Source organism: Enterobacter cloacae complex sp. R_G8 (genome assembly GCF_024599795.1).
Lineage (GTDB): Bacteria > Pseudomonadota > Gammaproteobacteria > Enterobacterales > Enterobacteriaceae > Enterobacter > Enterobacter dissolvens.
Genome location: NZ_CP102246.1, coordinates 4,113,773 through 4,133,898 on the forward strand (window position 1 = coordinate 4,113,773; position 20,126 = coordinate 4,133,898).

The window sequence follows — 20,126 nt, forward strand, 5'->3', positions numbered from 1 at the left end:
TTACTCCTTTTCCTGCTGTTCTGGCTTCAGAGTACGAATCAGCCAGATCAGCAAACCGATAATGAAAAATGCGCTTGGAGCCAGCAGGAACAGGCCGTTTGGCAGATACCAGCCGCCGTTCTGCACCGTGTCCAGCACCGTGATGCCAAACAGCTTACCGCTGCCAATCAACTCGCGCAGGAACCCCACGGTCAGCAGGATCACGCCGTAGCCGAGGCCGTTACCAATGCCGTCCATAAAGCTCGCCAGCGGAGGCATTTTCATGGCGTAGGCTTCTGCACGCCCCATCACGATACAGTTGGTGATGATCAGCCCCACAAACACCGAGAGCTGTTTTGAGGTTTCATAGGCAAAGGCACGCAGCAGCTGATCGACCACAATCACCAGCGAGGCGATGATCGCCATCTGGACGATGATCCTCACGCTATTCGGAATGTGATGGCGGATCATGGAGATAAACATGCTGGAAAACGCAGTAACCAGCGTTACTGCCAGCGTCATCACTACCGCTGTTTCCAGCTTGGTGGTCACCGCCAGCGCCGAACAGACGCCCAGCACCTGTAAGGTAATGGGGTTGTTGGCCAGCAGCGGGCCGATGAGCACCTTTTTAACTTCTTTCAGTTCACCCGTATCAGCCATGGTTCAGCGCTCCTTCACGTACATTTTTCAGGAAAGGACCAAAACCGAGCTCGCCCATCCAGAAATCAAAACTGTGCTGCACCCCTTTGGAGGTGAGCGTGGCGCCGGAAAGCCCGTCAACGGCGTAGTCGTCACCAGGACGAGCGGCCCCTTTCATCACCTTCAGGGCAGGCAGACCGTTATCGTCGAGCACTTTTTTGCCAACAAACTGCGCGCGCCAGTTAGGGTTCTCCACTTCACCGCCGAGCCCCGGCGTTTCGCCCTGGTCATAGTAGGTGATACCTTTCACGGTGCGGCCATCCGTATCAAGCGCCACAAAGGCGTACATCATTGACCACAGGCCGTTGCCGTAAATAGGCAGCACCACTTCCTGCACCCGTTTTTGTTCATCGCGCACGAGATAGACTTCAGCCAGATTGCTGCGACGCTTGATGCCCGCCGGATCCTGGGATGCGTCCAGCGTCAGGCTCATCTGCGGGTCTTTTAATGCCAGCGCCTGGTTATATTTCGCCGGATCTTTATCCAGCAGTTGACCCGTTTTTAAATCCACCAGACGCGCGGTAATGCGCTCAGCAAAGACGGCCGACACATCGTCTGCACTCATCCCTTCCTGCATCAGCCCGGCGACGGCCAGAATGTTGCGCTGTTTATCCAGCGCGCGCTGCTCCTGCTGTCGCGGCTTTAACCCCACGGCAGAACCAGCCACCACAATGGAACAGACCAGGCACAGGACCAGCACCACCAGCAGCGTTTTGCCGATGCTGTCGTTATTTTTGATTTCAGCCACGTGCCTTCCTCCGCTTAATGTTGGCGCGCACGACCAGATAATCGAACAGTGGCGCAAACAGGTTGGCAAACAGAATGGCCAACATCATCCCTTCCGGATAGGCCGGGTTGACCACACGAATCAGGACACACATCACCCCAATGAGCACGCCATAGCTCCATTTCCCTCTGTCAGTAAAGGAAGCAGAGACCGGATCGGTAGCCATGAACATCATGCCGAAGGCAAAACCGCCCAGCACCAGATGCCAGTACCACGGCATGGAGAACATCGGGTTGGTGGCGGAACCAATAAGGTTGAACAGTGTGGCAGTCAGCACCATGCCGATCATGACACCGGCGACAATCCGCCAGGAGGCCACGCGACCAAACAGGATGATCGCCCCGCCAATTAAAATCATCAGCGTGGAGACCTCCCCAATGGAGCCAGGAATGTTGCCCATAAACGCATCAAACCAGGTCACGGGCTGGCCTGTCGCGTTATTGACCAGCGTTTCACCGCCGTGCGCCGCCCATTGTGAAAGGGGCGTCGCGCCGGAGAAACCGTCTGCGGCCGTCCACACCAGATCGCCGGAGATTTGTGCCGGATAGGCAAAGAACAGGAACGCACGCCCTGCCAGCGCAGGGTTGAGGAAGTTACGCCCGGTTCCCCCGAAGATCTCTTTCGCGATGACCACACCAAAGCTGATCCCCAGCGCGGCCTGCCAGAGCGGCAACGTTGGCGGGACAATCAGGGCAAACAGAATGGAAGTAACAAAGAAGCCTTCGTTGATCTCATGTTTGCGAATAATGGCAAACAGCACTTCCCAGAAGCCGCCCACGATAAATACCGTGATGTAGATCGGCAGGAAGAACACCGCCCCCAGCGTCATCATGCTGACCCAGCCCGCATCTGGGGCAAAACTCACGCCCAGCGACTGCGCCAGACGGTAGTGCCAGTCAGACTGGATCACCTGCGCCAGTTGCTGAGCATCGTACAGATGATGCAGCGCCGGAATGGTCTGCAGCCCCACGTTGTACATGCCCCAGAACATTGCCGGGAAGACGGCAAACCAGACCAGAATCATCATTCGCTTCAGGTCGATGGCGTCACGAACGTGCGCCGCCCCTTTCGTCACCAGCCCCGGCGTGTAGAAAATGGTGGTCGTCGCTTCATACAGCGGGTAATACTTTTTCAGTTTACCCTCGGTAAAGTGCGGCTCAATTTTTTCAAAGAGGTGTTTTAAGCCCATCGGTTATCCTTCCTGCTCAATGCGGGTTAACACCTCGCGCAATACCGGTCCATATTCGTATTTGCCCGGACAGACATAGGTGCAGAGCGCCAGATCTTCTTCGTCCAGTTCAAGACAACCGAGCGCCTGGGCGCTGTCGGTGTCTCCGGCAAGCAGATCGCGCAGCAGCATGGTCGGCAGAATATCGAGCGGCATAACACGCTCGTAGTTGCCAATCGGCACCATGGCGCGCTCGCCGCCGTTTGTGCTGGTGGAGAAGTTGAACAGCTTATGACGCAGGAAGTGGCCGAGCGTGGTGCGGGTGACGGAATACTTTTCTGCACCTGGCAGCACCCAGCCGAAGAGCTCTTTCTCGCGCCCTTCCAGAACCACGCTCACCTGCAGATGGAAGCGCCCCAGATAGGCCTGCGACCCAACGGCATGACGGCCGCTGAGTACCGAACCGGAAATCAGACGGTTTTCACCCGCTTTGGTTTCGTCGTCCAGCAGTTCATTGATATCCGCCCCCAACAGCGTCGTCACCAGGCGCGGGTGTGCCGCCTGCGGCCCGCCAATCGCGATCACTCGCTCTGTGCAGAGCTTACCGGTGGTAAAGAGTTTGCCGATGGCAATCACGTCCTGATAGTTAAGGTGCCAGACCTGTTTTGTCAGGCTGACCGGCTCAAGAAAGTGAATATGCGTCCCCACCAGCCCCGCCGGATGCGGGCCTGCAAATTCGTTAAACGTGACCTGTCCCTGCGGATGACCGCCGAGTTTACCACCACTGGCCTGACAGACATGCACTTTCCCGGACGTCAACCGCGTGAGAACGGTCAGCCCGGCATCAAAGGCCTGGCGTTGTGCCAGAATAACCGGCTGCGGGTCTGCACTGAGCGGGTTGGTGTCGATTGCCGTCACGAAAATAGCGGCCGGAACCGTATCGGGCACAGGTGTTTTGCTGAAGGGGCGAGTGCGAAATGCGGTCCACAAACCGGCGTCCAGCAGTTGCGCCTGAACGGTTTCACGGCTCAACGCCGCGAGGTCTGCGGCTTCATAATGGGCAAACTCACGCTGTTCATCCCCTTCAATGCGGATAACCACCGACTGCAACACGCGGCGCTCCCCACGATTAATCGCCACAACGGTGCCGCTGGCAGGGGCGGTGAACATCACGCCGGGATTTTTTTTATCTTCGAACAGCGCCTGCCCTTTAATGACGCGATCGTCCTGCTGGACCAGCATTGAGGGGCGCATCCCCACGTAATCGTCACCCAGAATGGCAACATGGCGAACGCTTGCGCCTGCCGAAACGTGCTGTTCGGGCACGCCTGCGATGGGCAGGTCAAGTCCTTTTCTTATTTTAAACATGTGGTTAGCAAGTTTCCGTGAACAACTCTTCAGAGGGCGTGAAGTTTACCATTTCCGGTGTTTTCCGGGCAGAGAAAACGCCGCCACAGGTTCCAAATTGCGAACTGATACGCAAAGTTCCTGGAGTCAACGCGATTGTGATGGGTTATAAAGTAAAACTAATTTGTAAACTAACTGCTCCGCTCTTGCGAAAATCTATAGCGGTGCTAATGTGAGCGCTCCTAACAGATTAATCTGATTTCGGGTCTCTTTTGCCGTTCTGGCAAGTTGGTCTTAGTTTTATCAAGGAACTTGTAGTATGCGTAAAATCGCATTGTTCATTGCGATGCTCCTGATTCCGTGCGTGTCGTTTGCCGGGCTGCTCAGCAGCAACAGTTCAACCACGCCTGTGAGCAAAGAATATAAACAGCAGCTAATGGGATCCCCCGTTTATATTCAAATCTTCAAGGAAGAACGCACACTCGACCTGTTTGTGAAAATGGGTGAGACATATCAGCTGCTCGACAGCTACAAGATTTGTAACTACTCCGGTGGCCTGGGGCCAAAACAGCGTCAGGGCGATTTCAAAAGCCCGGAAGGGTTTTACAACGTTCAGCGTAACCAGCTAAAACCGGATAGCCGTTTCTATAAAGCGATCAATATCGGCTTCCCGAATGCCTTTGACCGTGCACACGGTTACGAAGGGAAATACCTGATGATCCACGGTGCCTGTGTCTCGATCGGCTGTTACGCGATGACCGATTCCGGCATTGATGAGATTTTCCAGTTTGTCACGGGCGCACTGGTCTTTGGTCAGCCAAACGTTCAGGTCAGCATCTACCCGTTCCGCATGACCGATGCCAACATGGCGCGTCACAAGTACTCTTACTACGCGGATTTCTGGAAACAGCTAAAACCGGGGTATGACTATTTCGAGCAAACGCACAAGCCGCCTGTCGTCTCGGTTGTGGATGGCCGTTATGTGGTCAGCAAACCGCTGAGCCACGAAGTTGTCCACCCACAGCTGGCATCAAATTACACGGTCCCCGAGACAAAATAGTACCCACTCGCCTGGCATAATCTTTTGCCAGGTCTCGTTGCCCGTCAGCGGCTGCGTAGCGATCACCGTGACCACATCATTTGGTGTGGTCTCTTTCTGAAAATCAATTTCCACATCCTGATCGAGCAGCTTTGCCACGCCAAACGGCGCACGGCGGGTGATCCAGAACAGGTTCGTCGAGCAGAACGCCATCACATAGCGCCCGTCAGACAGCAGCATGTTAAACACGCCCTTTTCGCGCAGTTCAGACGCCAGCGACGCAATATACTTAAAAACTGCCGCCATGTTGCCCGGGGTGCGCGGATAACGCTCTGTCAGCTTATGCAGCAGCCAGCAAAAGGCTTTTTCGCTGTCGGTTTCGCCAACCGGGCGGAAATTCCCGGTCTCCAGCGACTTATAGCCCGTAAGTTGCCCGTTATGCGCGTAGGTCCAGTTACGGCCCCACAACTCACGGGTGAACGGATGGGTGTTTTCGAGCGCCACTTCGCCGCGGTTTGCCTGGCGAATATGGGCGATCACCGAGCGGGACTTAATGGGGTAGTCCTGCACCAGTTTAGCTATCGGTGAATTGAAGCTGGGTTGCGGATCTTTGAACGTGCGACACCCTTTGCCTTCGTAGAAGGTGATACCCCAGCCGTCTTTATGCGGCCCGGTTCCCCCACCGCGCTGTACCAGCCCGGTGAAGCTAAAGCAGATATCGGTTGGCACATTGGCGCTCATCCCGAGCAGTTCGCACATAGATCACCTCCACTCCACAACTGCGGGGGGCATTGCTGCCCCCCAGCGAAGTCTTACTTAACCATCTCTTTTTCGATCAGCTGGATCAGGATATGGATCACTTTGATGTGAATTTCCTGAATGCGGTCAGCATAACCGAAGTGCGGAACACGGATTTCAACGTCCGCGGTACCGTCCATCTTACCGCCATCTTTGCCCGTCAGGGTGATGACTTTCATCCCTTTTTCACGCGCCGCAGCAATCGCTTTGATCACGTTGCCGGAGTTGCCAGAGGTGGAGATACCCAGCAGCACGTCACCTTCACGACCCACCGCTTCAACGTAGCGGGAGAAAATGTAGTCGTAACCGAAATCATTGCCCACGCAGGAGATGTGGCTCACGTCGGAAATCGCAATCGCCGGGTAGCCCGGGCGGTTTTCACGATAACGTCCGGTCAGCTCTTCTGCGAAGTGCATCGCGTCACAGTGGGAGCCGCCGTTACCGCAGGAGAGCACTTTGCCACCGGCTTTGAAGCTGTCGGCCAGCAGGACCGCCGCGCGCTGAATAGCGTGAATATTGGCATCATCTTTCAGAAAGTTAGCCAGCGTTTCCGCCGCTTCGTTCAGTTCGTTACGAATAAGATCCTGGTACATGAGGATAATCCTTCAGTATTGATGAAATAACACAGTGGAGTGTACCGGATAGCAGGAAAAGCGAGAAGCTAAAGCCATGAGAAACGTCCGGCGTTTTGCTTTTTCGTGCCGGGTAAAACGCGAACAATGTGAACCAGGTTGTAATTATTTTGTAAACACATTGCTAAAGGAAATGACATCAACTACAACCATATCATCACAAGTGGTCAGACCTCCTACAAGCAAGGGAGCTTTTCTTTATGATGATTTTGAGCATTCTCGCAACCGTTGTCCTGCTCGGTGTGTTGTTCTATCACCGTGTAAGTTTATTCCTGAGCAGCCTGATTCTTCTGGCCTGGACGGCTGCGCTTGGCGTCGCAGGTCTCTGGAATATCTGGCTTTTAGTGCCGCTGGCCATCATTCTTCTGCCGTTTAACCTGGCGCCGATGCGTAAGTCGATGATCTCCGCGCCGGTGTTCAAAGGGTTCCGCAAAGTGATGCCGCCGATGTCGCGCACCGAGAAAGAAGCGATTGATGCCGGTACCACCTGGTGGGAAGGCGACCTGTTCCAGGGCAACCCGGACTGGAAAAAACTGCATAACTATCCGCAACCGCGTCTGACGGCGGAAGAACAAGCCTTTATCGATGGTCCGGTGGAAGAAGCCTGCCGCATGGCCAATGACTTTGCCATCACTCATGAAATGGCCGACCTGCCGCCGGAGCTGTGGGCATACCTGAAAGAGCATCGCTTCTTCGCGATGATCATCAAAAAAGAGTACGGCGGTCTGGAATTCTCCGCTTATGCTCAGGCTCGCGTGCTGCAAAAACTGGCCGGCGTCTCCGGGATCCTGGCGATCACCGTAGGCGTACCTAACTCTTTAGGCCCGGGCGAATTGCTGCAGCATTACGGTACCAAAGAGCAGAAAGATCACTATCTGCCGCGTCTGGCACGTGGTCAGGAGATTCCATGCTTCGCGCTGACCAGCCCGGAAGCAGGTTCCGATGCAGGTGCCATCCCGGATACCGGCGTGGTCTGCATGGGCGAATGGCAGGGCGAGCAGGTGCTGGGTATGCGCCTGACCTGGAACAAACGTTATATCACCCTCGCCCCCGTCGCCACCGTACTGGGGCTGGCGTTTAAACTCTCCGACCCGGAAAAACTGCTGGGCGGCGAAGAAGATCTGGGCATCACCTGTGCGCTGATCCCCACCTCTACCCCGGGCGTTGAAATCGGTCGTCGTCACTTCCCGCTGAACGTACCGTTCCAGAACGGTCCGACCCGCGGTCAGGATATCTTTGTGCCGATTGATTACATCATCGGTGGGCCGAAAATGGCCGGTCAGGGCTGGCGTATGCTGGTGGAATGTCTGTCCGTTGGTCGCGGCATTACCCTGCCGTCGAACTCAACCGGCGGGCTGAAATCGGTGGCGATGGGGATTGGTGCCTACGCGCACATCCGTCGTCAGTTCAAAATCTCCATCGGCAAGATGGAAGGCATTGAAGAGCCGCTGGCGCGTATCGCAGGCAACGCCTACGTGATGGATGCTGCCGCGTCGTTAATTACCTACGGCATTATGCTGGGTGAAAAACCGGCCGTACTGTCCGCGATTGTGAAGTACCACTGCACCCACCGCGCACAGCAGTCAATCATTGATGCAATGGATATCGCGGGCGGGAAAGGCATTATGCTCGGCGAAGGCAACTTCCTGGCGCGTGGCTATCAGGGCGCACCGATCGCCATCACCGTTGAAGGGGCCAATATCCTCACCCGCAGCATGATGATCTTCGGCCAGGGGGCGATTCGTTGCCATCCGTACGTGCTGGAAGAGATGGCTGCCGCGCAGAATAACGACGTGGATGCCTTCGATAAACTGCTGTTCAAACATATCGGTCATGTGGGAAGCAACAAAGTGCGTAGCTTCTGGCTGGGCCTGACCCGCGGGCTGACCAGCGCCACGCCAACCCATGATGCGACAAAACGTTATTACCAGCATCTGAACCGGCTGAGCGCCAACCTGGCGCTGCTGTCCGACGTCTCCATGGCGGTACTGGGCGGTAGCCTGAAGCGTCGTGAACGTATCTCTGCCCGTCTGGGGGATGTGCTGAGCCAGATTTTCCTGGCCTCTGCGGTACTGAAACGCTACGACGATGAAGGCCGTCAGGAAGCGGATCTGCCGCTGGTGCACTGGGGCGTGCAGGATGCGATGTATCAGGCAGAACAGGCGATTGACGACCTGCTGGCGAACTTCCCGAACCGCTTTGTCGCAGGCGCCCTGCGCGTGGTGATCTTCCCGACCGGACGTCATCACCTGGCACCGTCCGACAGGCTGGATCATAAAGTGGCGAAGATCCTGCAGGTACCGAGCGCAACCCGCTCCCGTATCGGCCGCGGTCAGTATCTGACCCCAACGCCGCATAACCCGGTGGGTCTGCTGGAAGAGGCGCTGCTGGATGTGATGGCTGCCGACCCGATTCACCAGAAGATCTGCAAACAGCTGGGCAAAAACCTGCCGTTTACCCGCCTGGATGAACTGGCGAAACAGGCTCTGGCGGGGGGGATTATCGACAACAATGAAGCCGCTATTCTGGTGAAAGCCGAAGAGAGCCGTCTGCGCAGCATTAACGTGGATGACTTCGAGCCGGACGAGCTGGCGACACAGCCGGTAAAGCTGCCGGAGAAACACCGTAAACCGGAAGCCGCATAACGCGTTTCGTCCTGACAAACCCCGCCCCGCGCGGGGTTTTTTATTGCCACATTTTCTCGTTATGTCGTGCTACAGTGTCAAAAAGTGGTCGTTTGAGGAGTCTGAATTGTGCCTGGTCTGAAGATTTCGATTTTGCAGCAACCTTTAGTGTGGATGGATGGTCCTGCCAACCTGCGCCACTTTGATCGTCAACTGGAAGGCATTACCGGGCGCGATGTGATTGTCCTGCCGGAGATGTTCACCACGGGCTTTGCGATGGAAGCCGCACAACAGTCTATGCCGCAGGATGAGGTGGTCGCCTGGATGCACGTCAAAGCGCAGCAGACCAACGCGCTGATCGCCGGGAGCGCCGCCCTGCAAACGGAACGCGGCCCGGTGAACCGCTTCCTGCTGGTTGAGCCGGAAGGAAAGGTGCACTTCTACGATAAGCGCCACCTGTTCCGCATGGCCGATGAACATCATCATTATGAAGCCGGCAACGAACGCGTGGTGTTCGAGTGGCGCGGCTGGCGTATTCTGCCGCTGGTCTGCTACGACCTGCGCTTCCCGGTCTGGTCACGCAACCGCAACGATTACGACCTTGCGCTGTATGTCGCCAACTGGCCTGCGCCGCGCTCCCTGCACTGGCAGTCGCTGCTGGTGGCACGCGCAATTGAAAACCAGGCGTACGTGGTGGGCTGTAACCGCGTGGGAACCGACGGCAATGGGCATCACTATCGCGGCGACAGCCGGGTAGTGAATCCACAGGGTGAGATCATCGCCACCGCCGAGCCGCATCAGGCGACGCGGATTGATGCCGAGCTGTCGTTGACGGCGTTGAAGGAGTATCGCGAGAAGTTCCCCGCCTGGCAGGATGCGGATCCGTTTAGTATTGGGTGACATTTTCCCCTCACCCGAACCCTCTCCCTCAAGGGAGAGGGAGGATAAAAGATTAACTCACCAGCGCCTGCCCGTCTTTGCGGCTCTCCGTCGCGGCCACGTAGTGCCCTTCCGGCATCCGGTAAATCACCTGCGCACCGCCAAAGTTATACTCCTGGAGCGGATCTTCCACGACGATGTGGTGGCCACGTTCACGCAGGGCGGCAATGGTATTGCGATCGAACGTTGATTCGACGATCACCTCCCTGCCCTGCACCACGCGCCAGCGCGGGGCATCGATGGCCGCCTGCGGGTTTTGCCCGTGCAGCATGATGCGCAGCGCCATCTGCATATGCCCTTGCGCCTGCATTGGGCCGCCCATCACGCCAAACGACATCAGCGGCTTGCCGTTGCCGTCCATCGCAAAGCCCGGAATGATGGTGTGGAACGGACGCTTGCTGCCCGCCAGCGCGTTCGGGTGCTTCGGATCCAGCACAAATCCGCAGCCGCGGTTTTGCAGGCTGATCCCGGTATCCGGCACCACAATCCCTGAACCAAAGCCCATAAAGTTGGACTGGATAAACGAAACCATCATCCCGCTGGCATCCGCGGTGCTGATGTAGACCGTGCCGCTCTGCGTCGGCGAACCGTACTCAAAATCCGAGGCTTTATCAGGGTCGATAAGCGCAGCGCGCGACTTCAGATAATGGTCGCTCAGCAGCTCTTTGGCCGCAAACTCCATGTGCGCTTCATCCGCCACGTAGCGGTCGAGATCCGCCAGCGCCAGCTTCATCGCCTCAATAGACAAATGCAGGGACTGCACGGAATCCGGGTGATGGTGCTCAATGCCGCACTGCTCCAGAATGCCAAGTGCAATCAGCGTGGCGATCCCCTGCCCGTTCGGCGGCAGCTCCTGCACCGAACCGCCGGCAAAGTCGCGCGACAACAGATCCACCCAGTCCACACGATGATTCGCCAGATCCTCAGCCGTCAAATGGGCACCGTGCGCTTTGGCGAAGGCGGCAATTTTCTGCGCCAGCTCGCCCCGGTAAAACGCCTCGCCGTTGGTTTTTGCAATCAGCTCCAGCGAGTTCGCCTGCGCCGGGTTACGGAAGATCTCCCCCACGCGCGGGGCACGGCCTTCCGGCGCGAAGCAGGCGCTAAAGCCCGGCTGGTCTTTGAGCTTGTTATAACCGCGCTGCCAGAGATGACCAATCAGCGGTGAGACGGGAAAACCGTTACGCGCATACTCAATGGCAGGCTGCGCCAGCGTGGTCAGCGGCAGCGTGCCAAAACGCTCCGCCAGTGCCACCCAGCCCGATACCGCGCCGGGCACGGTTACCGCATCCCAGCCGATTTCCGGCATCGCCGTTTTGCCAGCGAACAGATCCGCGTGCCAGCTCGCAGGCGAACGGCCGGAGGCGTTCAGGCCATGGAGCTTTTCGCCATCCCAGACGATGGCGAAAGCATCGCTGCCAATCCCGTTGCCGGTGGGTTCAACCACCGTCAGCGCCATCGCGGTGGCGACAGCCGCATCAACGGCGTTGCCGCCCAGCTGCAGCATCTTCATCCCCGCCTGCGCCGCCAGCGGCTGCGAGGTGGCAACCGCGTTATGGCCCATCATCGGCGGGCGTCGCGAAGCGTAACCGGACGTAAAATCAAGCGCTTTGGTCATCATGACTCCTTAGTCGTGGCGCGGATCGAGCGCATCGCGTAGCCCGTCGCCGAGTAAATTAAAGCCCTGCACGGCAAGGAAAATCGCCACGCCGGGGAAAATGGACATCCAGGGCGCCTGCTCAAGGAAGCCTTTGGCGGTGTTAAGCATTGAGCCCCAGGAAGGGTTCGGCGGCTGCTGCCCCAGACCCAGAAACGAGAGGCTGGCTTCGGCGATAATCGCTGAGGCAATCGCCAGGGTAGCCTGCACCAGAATGGGTGACATCACGTTCGGCAGGACATATTTGATGATGATCCAGCGATCCGGCAGGCCGATCGCCCGCGCGCCGTCGATGTACTCTTCGTTGCGAATGGCGATCACCTGGCCGCGCGTGAGGCGGGCGAAGATCGGCATCGCGGAAAGGCCAATGGCGATCATGGCGTTGGTCAGGCTTGGCCCTAAAAACGCCCCGAGGGCGATCGCCATGATCAGGAACGGACAGGCCAGCAGCGCCTCGATAACGCGAGAGATCACCCCGTCCCACATTTTCTGAAAGTAGCCTGCCACCAGCCCCAGCGGCACGCCGATGACCACCGCGATCACCACCGACATACACCCCGCCATCAGCGAGGTTCTGGCCCCCCAGATAATGCGGGATAAGATATCGCGCCCCAGTTCGTCAGTGCCGAACCAGTACATCGCCGAGGGTGCTTTGCGCACCGCGAGAAAATTCGCTTTCACCGGATCGAACGGCGCGATCCACGGTGCCAGCAGCGCCACCAGCACAAAGAAGCCCACCACCGCCGCGCCAATCACCGCGCTTTTATTGGCGAGAAATTTCTTGAGCACCCGGTTCTGCGCGCGGGGCAGAACCGGGGCAACGGTTTGAGTTGTCAGTTCCGCCATGATTAACCTCGCATTTTCGGGTTGATAAGGACGTACAGCACGTCGGCCAAAAGATTCAGCAGCAGGAAGCCAATCGCCACGATCAACACCACGCCCTGCACCACCGCATAGTCGCGGTTAAACACCGAGTCGACGATCATTTTGCCAAACCCCGGAATGGTGAAGACTTGCTCGGTCAGCACCGCGCCCCCCAGCAGCTCGCCGAACAGTAGCGTGGTGAGGGTGATCACCGGCACCAGCGCGTTGCGAAACGCATGCTTGATGATGACGGCTTTTGGCAGCAACCCCTTGGCCCGCGCGGTGCGGATGTAGTCAGCCTTGAGCACGGCGATCATGGAGGCGCGGGTATGGCGCATCAGCGTGGCCGCCAGCCCGGTGCCGAGCACGGCGGCAGGCAGCAGCAACGTCCGCAGGTTCTGCACCGGATCTTCACTAAACGGCACGTAGCCGGACGCGGGCAGCCATTGCAGATTGACCGAGAAGACCAGAATCAGCAGGATCCCGAGCCAGAAGTGCGGTATCGAGATCCCGGAGATCGCCACAAAGTTCGCCCCGTGATCGACCCAGCTGTTTTTGTTCACGGCCGCGAGGATCCCCATGCTGATGCCGAATACCAGGGCGATGATCATCGCCAGCAGCGACAGCTCCAGCGTGACCGGCAGTTTACTGGCGATCAGCTCGGTCACCGGTTCGTGCGTGCGTAAGGAGACCCCAAGATCGCCCTGCAGCGCACGCGTCAGCCAGTGGAAATACTGCACCGGGATAGGCGCATCCAGATTGAGCTCAGCGCGCAGCTGGGCGATCACCGCCGGATCGCGTTCCTCACCCGCCATGGCGATCAGCGGGTCGCCGGGCAGCAGCTTCTGCAGCCCGAACACCATCATGCTCACCAGCAGCAGGGTCGGAATGGCCAGCAGCAGCCGTTTGCAAATCAGTTCCAGCATGGGTTCTCCTCAGGACGGTTATTTCGCCAGCGTCACACCGGCCAGACGCACGATGCCGTCCGGATAAGGTTTAAAGCCCTGCACGCTTTTGTTCAGCCCGAAAATGCGCGGCTCGAAGTAGAGGTAGGCAATCGGCATGTCGGTTTGCAGCTGCTTCACCACCTTGTCGTACAGCGGCTGGCGAACGGCTTTGTCAGTACTGAGGCGCGCCTGCGTCAGCCACTCATCAACCTGCGCATTGCTGTAACGTCCGTCGTTAAGCGTCCCTTTGCTGTGGATAAAACCGTAGATGCTGCCGTCCGGGTCCGGGCGGCCTGACCATCCGGAGAAACTCAGCTGATAGTCGCCGCTCTGCTGGCGATCGAGCAACGTGGCGAACTCGGTCATCTGTAGATTCAGGGTAAAGCCCGCCTCGGCCACCATCGCCTGCAGTACCTGACCCACCTGCTGCGAGGTTGGGTTGTTCGGCACCAGCAGATTCACGTTCAGCGGCGTAGTGACGCCTGCGGCTTTCAACAGCGCTTTGGCCTTCTCGACGTCGCGCGGTGGCACCGGCAGGTTGACGTGATACGGACTTACCGTCGAAAACGCCTGGTTAGCAGGGGTATACAGCCCTTCAAAGACCACCTGATTGAGCGCATCGCGGTCAATGGCCTGAGAAAACGCCTCGCGCACGCGGGCATCCTTAAATGGATCGTTAGCCGGCACCTTGCCGTTGTTGATGTTAAAGGTGATGCCCTGATACCCGAGCCCGGTCACCTTCGCCAGCGCCAGCTTGCTGTCGGCTTCGACGGTTTTAACGTCGCTGGCAGCGATACCTTCGGTCAGATCGAGATCGCCTGCGCGCAGGTTCGCCAGACGCACGGAGGCATCCGGGATCGGCAGATAGATAATTTTGTCGAAGTGGTAGGCGTCTTTATTCCAGTAGTTGTCGAAGCGGGTCAGAACAATGCGGTCCTGCGACACGCGGCTGTCGAATTTGTACGGGCCGGAACAGACCGGATGGGCGGCAAAGTCAGGCTTTTTCGCCGCTTCGGGGGCCATCATCGCCCCGGCGCGGTCGGTGAGCTGCATCAGCAGCGCAGCGTCAGGCGTTTTCAGGTGCAGCGCAATCTGCATCGGGCCGGTGACCTCAACGGACTCCACGGACGATATTTCACTTTTACGCAGAGAGCCTTTTAAGGTCAGCGCCCGGTCGAGGTTGTATTTTGCCGCTGCCGCATCGAATTTTTCGCCGTCATGGAAGGTGACGCCTTCACGCAAATTGAAGGTCAGGGTTTTGCCATCCTCGCTCCAGGTCCACTCTTTCGCCAGACCCGGCACCACTTTCAGGTTTTCGTCCACATCCACCAGCCTGTCGCACAGGGAGGCAAAAACGAAGCGGCCATAATAGGTGCGCGCCAGATGCGGATCGAGCATGTCCGGGTCTGCACCCAGCCCTACTCGCAGCACGCTTTCAGCCTGGGCGGGCAGCGCCGCGCCGAGCAACATAACACTTCCCAGTACGGTCAAAAGAGAATTACGCATTGTCATTATCATGAGTTCCTTGAAGGAAGGGAGGAGTGAGAGACCGCGTGTTCAAACAGCGCGCGGCGGCGCAGAAAGGCGGCAGACGGCGGTGCTATCTGGATAACACTGCGATCGCGGTTAATCTCCTGCCAGCGGTGGCAGGCAATCTGGCGTCCGCCTTCCAGCACCTGATTAATGGGCTCGGCAAGGCGACATTCATCCGTGGCATACGGGCAACGGGTATGGAATCGGCACCCGGTCGGGGGATCGGCCGGGTTCGGTAAATCCCCTTGCAGCAACGGGGCAGCGCGTCGGGCGCCCGGCTGCATCTGCGGCGCAGAGGCGATGAGCGCCTGGGTGTAAGGATGGAGAGGCGCGTCAAAGATCTCGTCGACGCTGGCAAGCTCAACGATCTGCCCGAGATACATCACTGCCACGCGGTCGCTCATATGGCGGATGACCGCCAGGCCGTGGGCCACAATCACCATTGTTAGCCCCAGCTGATGCTTCAGGCTTTCCAGCAGATTGATCACCTGCGCCTGCACGGAAACATCCAGCGCCGAGACGGGCTCGTCACCCAGCAGCAGTTTTGGCCCGGAAGCCAGCGCACGCGCAATACCAATACGCTGGCGTTGCCCACCTGAAAACTCGTGCGGAAAACGCGCCGCCCAGGCGGCAGGCAGGCCCACGGTTTTAAGCAGTTCCGCGACGCGATAGTGACGATCGGCTTTTTTCATCTCCTGATGCAGCCACAGCGGCTCACCCACAATCTGCTCAACCGTCATGCGCGGGTTTAGCGACGCAAAAGGATCCTGAAAAATAATCTGTAATTCACGGCGCAGCTGGTTGAGACGGGCTCCCGAGGCGAGTGTGATCTCCTCCCCCTGATAAAACACACGTCCTTCGCTGGCGGCCAGCAAACGCAGCAGCAGACGGCCGAGCGTGGATTTGCCGGACCCGGATTCCCCGACAATCGCCAGCGTTTCACCGGGCATCACGGAGAGGGAAACGCGATCCACCGCCGTCACAAAGCGGGCTGGAGTGAACAGTTTCTTCGGGCCAGGGAAGCGCTTGCTCAGGTCACGGGCTTCAAGAATGGGCGTGGTCATGCGATCTCTCCCAGCGCAATGTGTTGTTCCAGCGGCACACGGAAGCAGGCGACCCGATGGTCAGCCCCCTGCGCCGCGAGAGACGGTTTTTCGTTATGGCAACGCGTTTGCGCGAAGGGGCAGCGGGTCGCAAAGCGGCAGCCTTTCGGCATGGATTCCGGCAGGGGAACCGCGCCGGGAATGGTGGCAAGCGGTCCTTTACGGGCACCCGCGGACGGAATAGAGCCCATCAGACCAATGGTGTACGGGTGCTGTGGATCGGCAAAGATGGCCTCGACGCTCCCCTGCTCCACCACCTGCCCGGCATACATCACCGCCACCTGCTGCGCCACTTCCGCCACCACGCCTAAATCATGGGTGATCATCAGCACCGCCGTGCCGGTCTCCTCTTTTAAGGTGTTAAGCAGTGCGAGGATCTGCGCCTGAATGGTAACGTCCAGTGCGGTGGTCGGCTCGTCGGCAATCAGCAAACGCGGATGGTTAATCAGTGCCATCGCAATCATCACGCGCTGGCGCATGCCGCCGGAAAGCTGGTGCGGATACGCTTTCAGGCGCATCTCTGCCGCCGGGATCTGTACCTTCTCGAGGATCTGCAGCGCGAACTTGATCGCCTGTGCGCGCGGAACATTCTGATGGCGCATAACCGCTTCGCTGAGCTGATCCCCCAGGGTAAAGGCGGGGTTGAGTGAGGTCATTGGCTCCTGGAAAATCATCGCCAGCTCGTTACCGCGAAGATCGGCATATTCCCGCGGGGAGAGTTTTCGCAGATCGTGGCGACGAAACTGCATGTCACCGCTGACAATCTGCGCGCTGGCGGGCAGTAGACCCATCAGTGCTAAGGAGGTGATACTCTTCCCGCAGCCGGACTCCCCCACCAGCGCCAGCGTTTCGCCCGCTTTCACCGTCAGCGAGATACCGTCAAGCACGCTCACCGGCGAGCCGGCGAATTTAACGTTGAGGTTTTGCAGGCGCAGTACAGGAGTGGCTTCCTTAAACGGAATCGTCGTCATAGCGTGAAGTCGTCCTCAAGGTGAATCGCCTGTATCAGGGCGTTTTGCAGGCTAAGCAGATGTTCGCGCATGGCGGCCGCTGCTTCGTTGGGCTGGCGATGGATAATCGCAGACATGATTTTATGATGGTGGTCGTTGTAGACATCGACGCGTTCGGGGGTTCGGGCAAGCTCACGCAAATGCTGCCAGCCCGGCTCACGCCGCACGGCATCAATGGCATCAAAAAGACCGAGCATCAGGCGATTGCCTGCGGCCTCCGCAATGGCGCGGTGAAAGGCGCTGTCCCACAGTTCATTCAGATCGCGGTCATCCGGGCTGACCTTATCGATGCGTTCCAGCATGCGCTGCATGAGCGCGAGGTTTTCCCTGGTGGCACGCAGTGCCGCAAGCCGGGCTAAGCCGGGTTCGAGCTGTAGACGAGCTTCCATCACTTCCAGAAGGTTGGTTTGCTGAACCAATCCCTGAAGGGCAAGCGGTTCCACAGGCGCAGCAGGACCAATAAAGGTACCTTTGCCCTGCTTACGCCAGATCCGTCCCTCTTCTTCCAGCACATCCAGCGCACGACGCACTTCACGTCGTCCTACGCCGAGAGTTTCCGACAGCTCACGTTCTGTGGGCAGCGGAAGGCCTGGTGTTGACTCGTGCTGGTGAATAAGACCGCGCAATTGTTCAAGCGCGGTGCTGGAATTTGCCAGAAACCGTGACGGTTTTTCCATATTGGTTCGCTCGCTTTCATCATTGCTTTATTGTTATTAACGATAAGTTATTGATATGAGGCGCTACTTATCGTGCTAATGATTAAGCAATAAACGAACCAATTTTATATTGGTTCAAAATTTCGCCGTGTAAAGGATGGTAACCTGTTAATTTATAAGCTAAACACCAAAAACGCATTGGCACGTCAAACGTTGCGCCAGCACATTAGCCACTCCGCTGATTGCACAAAAACAGTGCAACAAACGCACCAAAAACGATCAAATGTTAAATAAATGCACCCGTTATGTATAATCTTTGTTAACCAAAGATTATGTAACCGATAAAACAGGCAAAGATGCCGCCGACTGGTAACGCCGGGCACTGATATTACGGACGACGAGTGACAAGAAACAGGTAAATAATACGCTTTATAAACAGAACAACTATTTTCCCCGGCTATATTTAAATGCGTATTTTATTGCTCCACGCCGCTTACTTTAGTTAATAAAGTCCCTGCTTTTTCGGCTTATTAAACCGTGTCCCTCACCCGGTATTTCAGAAAGTAAACGACTCTGCCAAAAATTAACCAAAAAACAACAATTACAGCATTTTAGATAAAAATAAATGAATCTCACTCTCATTTAAGATCTTTTATAAAACCTTGTTTTATATAAAATTAATTCTTAAATCGCATTCATAATAGTCAGTTCAGACTATTTAATTAAGATTATTGCCTGGTCCAGAATATGATTATTCCTAAAGAACGACGGCGTTTGTTAGACTCCGGTTTAATATCATTAACGTAAGAAAACATCGCGTGTGAGGTATAATATGTACTGTGCAACTAACAATCCTGGCTATTTATCTCATACGGGTGGACAACCCGTTTGTCATACCCCTGACATGCGTTGTTATGGTTGCGAAAAGCAATGCCGCTTTAATACGTCTGAAGATGGCCAAAACCGTGATTGCCACGCTCTTGAATATTATATCTGGCCTGACAATAACACCTTTTTGGTTGAAGGCATTCGTCATCACTTTGGTGAGGTAAATGATAAATATATTTCGCAGCCGGTTGTCATCATCGACTTCAGTCATAAAAACATCAATTATTTTTTATCTGAAAACTGGTTAGATCAGTTCAAAAACATGAGACTGATTCTAGTCACTGATAAAAAGATGACGGCAATTGCACACTACTGGTTCTACAACGACACGTTAGAAACCACTATCAGTTCAATTATCTTTTATGACGATAGCGCAGAAGAAGTCTCGACGAAACTGAAAAAAACGTTCCTGGCAAAAACGATTAAACCGACAGGTAACAGACCCAAATTGAGTCAGAATGAATACAGCCTGTTTTCATTCCTCTTTAACGGCTGGTCGCCAAAGAAAATCGCCTACCGGAACGGTACCAGTGTTAAAAACACTTACGCCATGAAGAACCGAATTGAACGCAAGCTGGGCGTGTCCATCACACGGCTTGCAAGTTAGTGTAAAACGGACAATACGCTCTGTCGAAAATTCCTGGACGAACAGAGCGTACTCTGACTGTCACTCGTGTTTTTCCGTAATGCATAATTAATCTGATTGTTGATATATTACATAATATTTTACATATATTATATGGACGCGTAGCGTTTGATCACATGAACATTATTACTATTAAACAAAATGAGAATGACAACTACACTATGCGTTGTTACGGATGTGTGCATAAATGCGCTTATGCTCCCATTCGCAGCACAAAGTGCGATGAATGTTCAGGAACCGAGTTTTATATTTGGCCAGAAAATAACTCATTTCTGATAGAAGGCATTTTACAATACTTTGCGGGTATAAATTCAAAAATAATTTCACAACCCATTGTGGTGATAGACTTTAATTACAAAAATGTAAATTACTTCTTATCAAACAATTGGTTATCTCAGTTCAGAAACTCACGTCTGATTCTGATCACCGATAAAAAAATGGCGGCCATTGCCCACTACTGGTTTTACAATGACACGGCAGACACGATTATCAGCACGGTCATCTTTCATGATGACCTGGCTGAGGATATCAAAATGAAGATCAGCCAGTCTTTTATGGGTAAAATAATACGGCCTTCAGAAAAAAGAGCCAAACTTAGCGCAAATGAATATGCACTGTTTTCTGAACTGTATAAAGGTCAACTGCCTAAAAAGATTGCCATGAAAAATGCCACGAATGTCAAAAACATTTACGCCATGAAAATAAGGATTGAAACAAAGCTGGGCGTTCCTATTTCAAGGCTGGCGAGCTAACACGTCCATGTTAAAAAAAGACGTTAAAACATCAGCATAGCAAATATGACGTAGAATATTC

The 20,126-nt window shown here is 55.8% G+C and carries 18 protein-coding genes; 5 read left to right on the forward strand and 13 right to left on the reverse strand.

All coding sequences use genetic code 11. From position 1 onward, the window contains the following. Genes NQ842_RS19570 through NQ842_RS19585 form a run of 4 tightly spaced genes read right to left on the reverse strand, consistent with a single transcriptional unit; the run spans window position 1 to window position 4,001 of the window. Window positions 1-639, reverse strand: a complete 639-nt coding sequence (locus NQ842_RS19570) for an NADH:ubiquinone reductase (Na(+)-transporting) subunit D (RefSeq protein WP_014882676.1) — start codon at window positions 637-639, stop codon at window positions 1-3. Next, window positions 632-1,426 carry a Na(+)-translocating NADH-quinone reductase subunit C gene (locus tag NQ842_RS19575; RefSeq protein WP_014830782.1) on the reverse strand — a complete coding sequence of 265 codons (795 nt, stop codon included), beginning with the start codon at window positions 1,424-1,426 and terminating at the stop codon, window positions 632-634. Before NQ842_RS19575 ends, NQ842_RS19570 begins: the two co-directional genes overlap by 8 nt. Further along, window positions 1,419-2,654 carry an NADH:ubiquinone reductase (Na(+)-transporting) subunit B gene (locus tag NQ842_RS19580; protein WP_023620470.1) on the reverse strand — a complete coding sequence of 412 codons (1,236 nt, stop codon included), beginning with the start codon at window positions 2,652-2,654 and terminating at the stop codon, window positions 1,419-1,421. Before NQ842_RS19580 ends, NQ842_RS19575 begins: the two co-directional genes overlap by 8 nt. Before the next feature lie 3 nt (window positions 2,655-2,657). Next, complete coding sequence (locus tag NQ842_RS19585) at window positions 2,658-4,001, reverse strand: Na(+)-translocating NADH-quinone reductase subunit A (protein ID WP_257256227.1); 1,344 nt, start codon at window positions 3,999-4,001, stop codon at window positions 2,658-2,660. 298 nt (window positions 4,002-4,299) lie between these two features. Between NQ842_RS19585 and dpaA the strand changes: the two genes are divergently transcribed. Then, window positions 4,300-5,040 carry a peptidoglycan meso-diaminopimelic acid protein amidase gene (dpaA, locus tag NQ842_RS19590; protein ID WP_013095729.1) on the forward strand — a complete coding sequence of 247 codons (741 nt, stop codon included), beginning with the start codon at window positions 4,300-4,302 and terminating at the stop codon, window positions 5,038-5,040. Here the strand turns inward: dpaA and NQ842_RS19595 are convergent. Together NQ842_RS19595 and lpcA are read right to left on the reverse strand one after the other, a co-directional pair. Beyond that, a complete protein-coding gene (locus tag NQ842_RS19595) occupies window positions 5,011-5,778 on the reverse strand; it encodes a class II glutamine amidotransferase (protein ID WP_014830779.1) in 768 nt (255 codons plus the stop codon). The two genes, dpaA and NQ842_RS19595, sit on opposite strands and share 30 nt — an antisense overlap. Before the next feature lie 53 nt (window positions 5,779-5,831). Next, complete coding sequence (lpcA, locus tag NQ842_RS19600; protein ID WP_013095727.1) at window positions 5,832-6,410, reverse strand: D-sedoheptulose 7-phosphate isomerase; 579 nt, start codon at window positions 6,408-6,410, stop codon at window positions 5,832-5,834. A gap of 239 nt (window positions 6,411-6,649) precedes the next feature. Between lpcA and fadE the strand changes: the two genes are divergently transcribed. Next, window positions 6,650-9,094, forward strand: coding sequence for an acyl-CoA dehydrogenase FadE (gene fadE, locus NQ842_RS19605; protein WP_046888774.1), 2,445 nt, complete (start codon window positions 6,650-6,652; stop codon window positions 9,092-9,094). A gap of 108 nt (window positions 9,095-9,202) precedes the next feature. Further along, on the forward strand, window positions 9,203-9,973 hold the full coding sequence (locus NQ842_RS19610; RefSeq protein ID WP_032646957.1) for an amidohydrolase: 771 nt from the start codon (window positions 9,203-9,205) through the stop codon (window positions 9,971-9,973). A gap of 52 nt (window positions 9,974-10,025) precedes the next feature. On the opposite strand, the gene NQ842_RS19615 is transcribed toward NQ842_RS19610, so the two are convergent. From NQ842_RS19615 to NQ842_RS19645, 7 genes are read right to left on the reverse strand one after another with little or no spacing between them, the layout of a single operon-like run. Beyond that, window positions 10,026-11,627, reverse strand: coding sequence for a gamma-glutamyltransferase family protein (locus NQ842_RS19615; protein WP_257256944.1), 1,602 nt, complete (start codon window positions 11,625-11,627; stop codon window positions 10,026-10,028). Window positions 11,628-11,636: 9 nt separating this feature from the next. Next, window positions 11,637-12,512: an ABC transporter permease gene (locus NQ842_RS19620; protein ID WP_046888777.1), complete on the reverse strand. Its 876-nt coding sequence runs from the start codon at window positions 12,510-12,512 to the stop codon at window positions 11,637-11,639. 2 nt (window positions 12,513-12,514) lie between these two features. Beyond that, window positions 12,515-13,456: an ABC transporter permease gene (locus NQ842_RS19625; protein WP_020686308.1), complete on the reverse strand. Its 942-nt coding sequence runs from the start codon at window positions 13,454-13,456 to the stop codon at window positions 12,515-12,517. A gap of 18 nt (window positions 13,457-13,474) precedes the next feature. Further along, window positions 13,475-14,989 carry an ABC transporter substrate-binding protein gene (locus NQ842_RS19630; protein WP_014830773.1) on the reverse strand — a complete coding sequence of 505 codons (1,515 nt, stop codon included), beginning with the start codon at window positions 14,987-14,989 and terminating at the stop codon, window positions 13,475-13,477. A 2-nt stretch (window positions 14,990-14,991) separates the two neighbouring features. Next, window positions 14,992-16,074, reverse strand: coding sequence for an ABC transporter ATP-binding protein (locus NQ842_RS19635; protein ID WP_063427266.1), 1,083 nt, complete (start codon window positions 16,072-16,074; stop codon window positions 14,992-14,994). Beyond that, complete coding sequence (locus tag NQ842_RS19640) at window positions 16,071-17,084, reverse strand: ABC transporter ATP-binding protein (RefSeq protein WP_257256228.1); 1,014 nt, start codon at window positions 17,082-17,084, stop codon at window positions 16,071-16,073. Before NQ842_RS19640 ends, NQ842_RS19635 begins: the two co-directional genes overlap by 4 nt. Then, a complete protein-coding gene (locus NQ842_RS19645) occupies window positions 17,081-17,800 on the reverse strand; it encodes a FadR/GntR family transcriptional regulator (RefSeq protein ID WP_046888780.1) in 720 nt (239 codons plus the stop codon). Before NQ842_RS19645 ends, NQ842_RS19640 begins: the two co-directional genes overlap by 4 nt. 811 nt (window positions 17,801-18,611) lie before the next feature. Between NQ842_RS19645 and NQ842_RS19650 the strand changes: the two genes are divergently transcribed. Next, complete coding sequence (locus NQ842_RS19650) at window positions 18,612-19,274, forward strand: hypothetical protein (RefSeq protein WP_038418730.1); 663 nt, start codon at window positions 18,612-18,614, stop codon at window positions 19,272-19,274. Window positions 19,275-19,429: 155 nt separating this feature from the next. Continuing rightward, a complete protein-coding gene (locus NQ842_RS19655; RefSeq protein ID WP_014830768.1) occupies window positions 19,430-20,065 on the forward strand; it encodes a hypothetical protein in 636 nt (211 codons plus the stop codon). Window positions 20,066-20,126 lie beyond the last annotated feature (61 nt).

Excerpts from the sequence above, each read along its gene's own strand:
- NQ842_RS19570 (WP_014882676.1), bottom strand. The coding sequence starts at position 639 with ATGGCTGATACGGGTGAACTGAAAGAAGTTAAAAAGGTGCTCATCGGC.
- NQ842_RS19580 (WP_023620470.1), bottom strand. The coding sequence starts at position 2,654 with ATGGGCTTAAAACACCTCTTTGAAAAAATTGAGCCGCACTTTACCGAG.
- NQ842_RS19585 (WP_257256227.1), bottom strand. The coding sequence starts at position 4,001 with ATGTTTAAAATAAGAAAAGGACTTGACCTGCCCATCGCAGGCGTGCCC.
- dpaA (WP_013095729.1), top strand. The coding sequence starts at position 4,300 with ATGCGTAAAATCGCATTGTTCATTGCGATGCTCCTGATTCCGTGCGTG.
- NQ842_RS19595 (WP_014830779.1), bottom strand. The coding sequence starts at position 5,778 with ATGTGCGAACTGCTCGGGATGAGCGCCAATGTGCCAACCGATATCTGC.
- lpcA (WP_013095727.1), bottom strand. The coding sequence starts at position 6,410 with ATGTACCAGGATCTTATTCGTAACGAACTGAACGAAGCGGCGGAAACG.
- fadE (WP_046888774.1), top strand. The coding sequence starts at position 6,650 with ATGATGATTTTGAGCATTCTCGCAACCGTTGTCCTGCTCGGTGTGTTG.
- NQ842_RS19615 (WP_257256944.1), bottom strand. The coding sequence starts at position 11,627 with ATGACCAAAGCGCTTGATTTTACGTCCGGTTACGCTTCGCGACGCCCG.
- NQ842_RS19620 (WP_046888777.1), bottom strand. The coding sequence starts at position 12,512 with ATGGCGGAACTGACAACTCAAACCGTTGCCCCGGTTCTGCCCCGCGCG.
- NQ842_RS19625 (WP_020686308.1), bottom strand. The coding sequence starts at position 13,456 with ATGCTGGAACTGATTTGCAAACGGCTGCTGCTGGCCATTCCGACCCTG.
- NQ842_RS19630 (WP_014830773.1), bottom strand. The coding sequence starts at position 14,989 with ATGACAATGCGTAATTCTCTTTTGACCGTACTGGGAAGTGTTATGTTG.
- NQ842_RS19635 (WP_063427266.1), bottom strand. The coding sequence starts at position 16,074 with ATGACCACGCCCATTCTTGAAGCCCGTGACCTGAGCAAGCGCTTCCCT.
- NQ842_RS19640 (WP_257256228.1), bottom strand. The coding sequence starts at position 17,084 with ATGACGACGATTCCGTTTAAGGAAGCCACTCCTGTACTGCGCCTGCAA.
- NQ842_RS19645 (WP_046888780.1), bottom strand. The coding sequence starts at position 17,800 with ATGGAAAAACCGTCACGGTTTCTGGCAAATTCCAGCACCGCGCTTGAA.
- NQ842_RS19650 (WP_038418730.1), top strand. The coding sequence starts at position 18,612 with ATGTACTGTGCAACTAACAATCCTGGCTATTTATCTCATACGGGTGGA.
- NQ842_RS19655 (WP_014830768.1), top strand. The coding sequence starts at position 19,430 with ATGAACATTATTACTATTAAACAAAATGAGAATGACAACTACACTATG.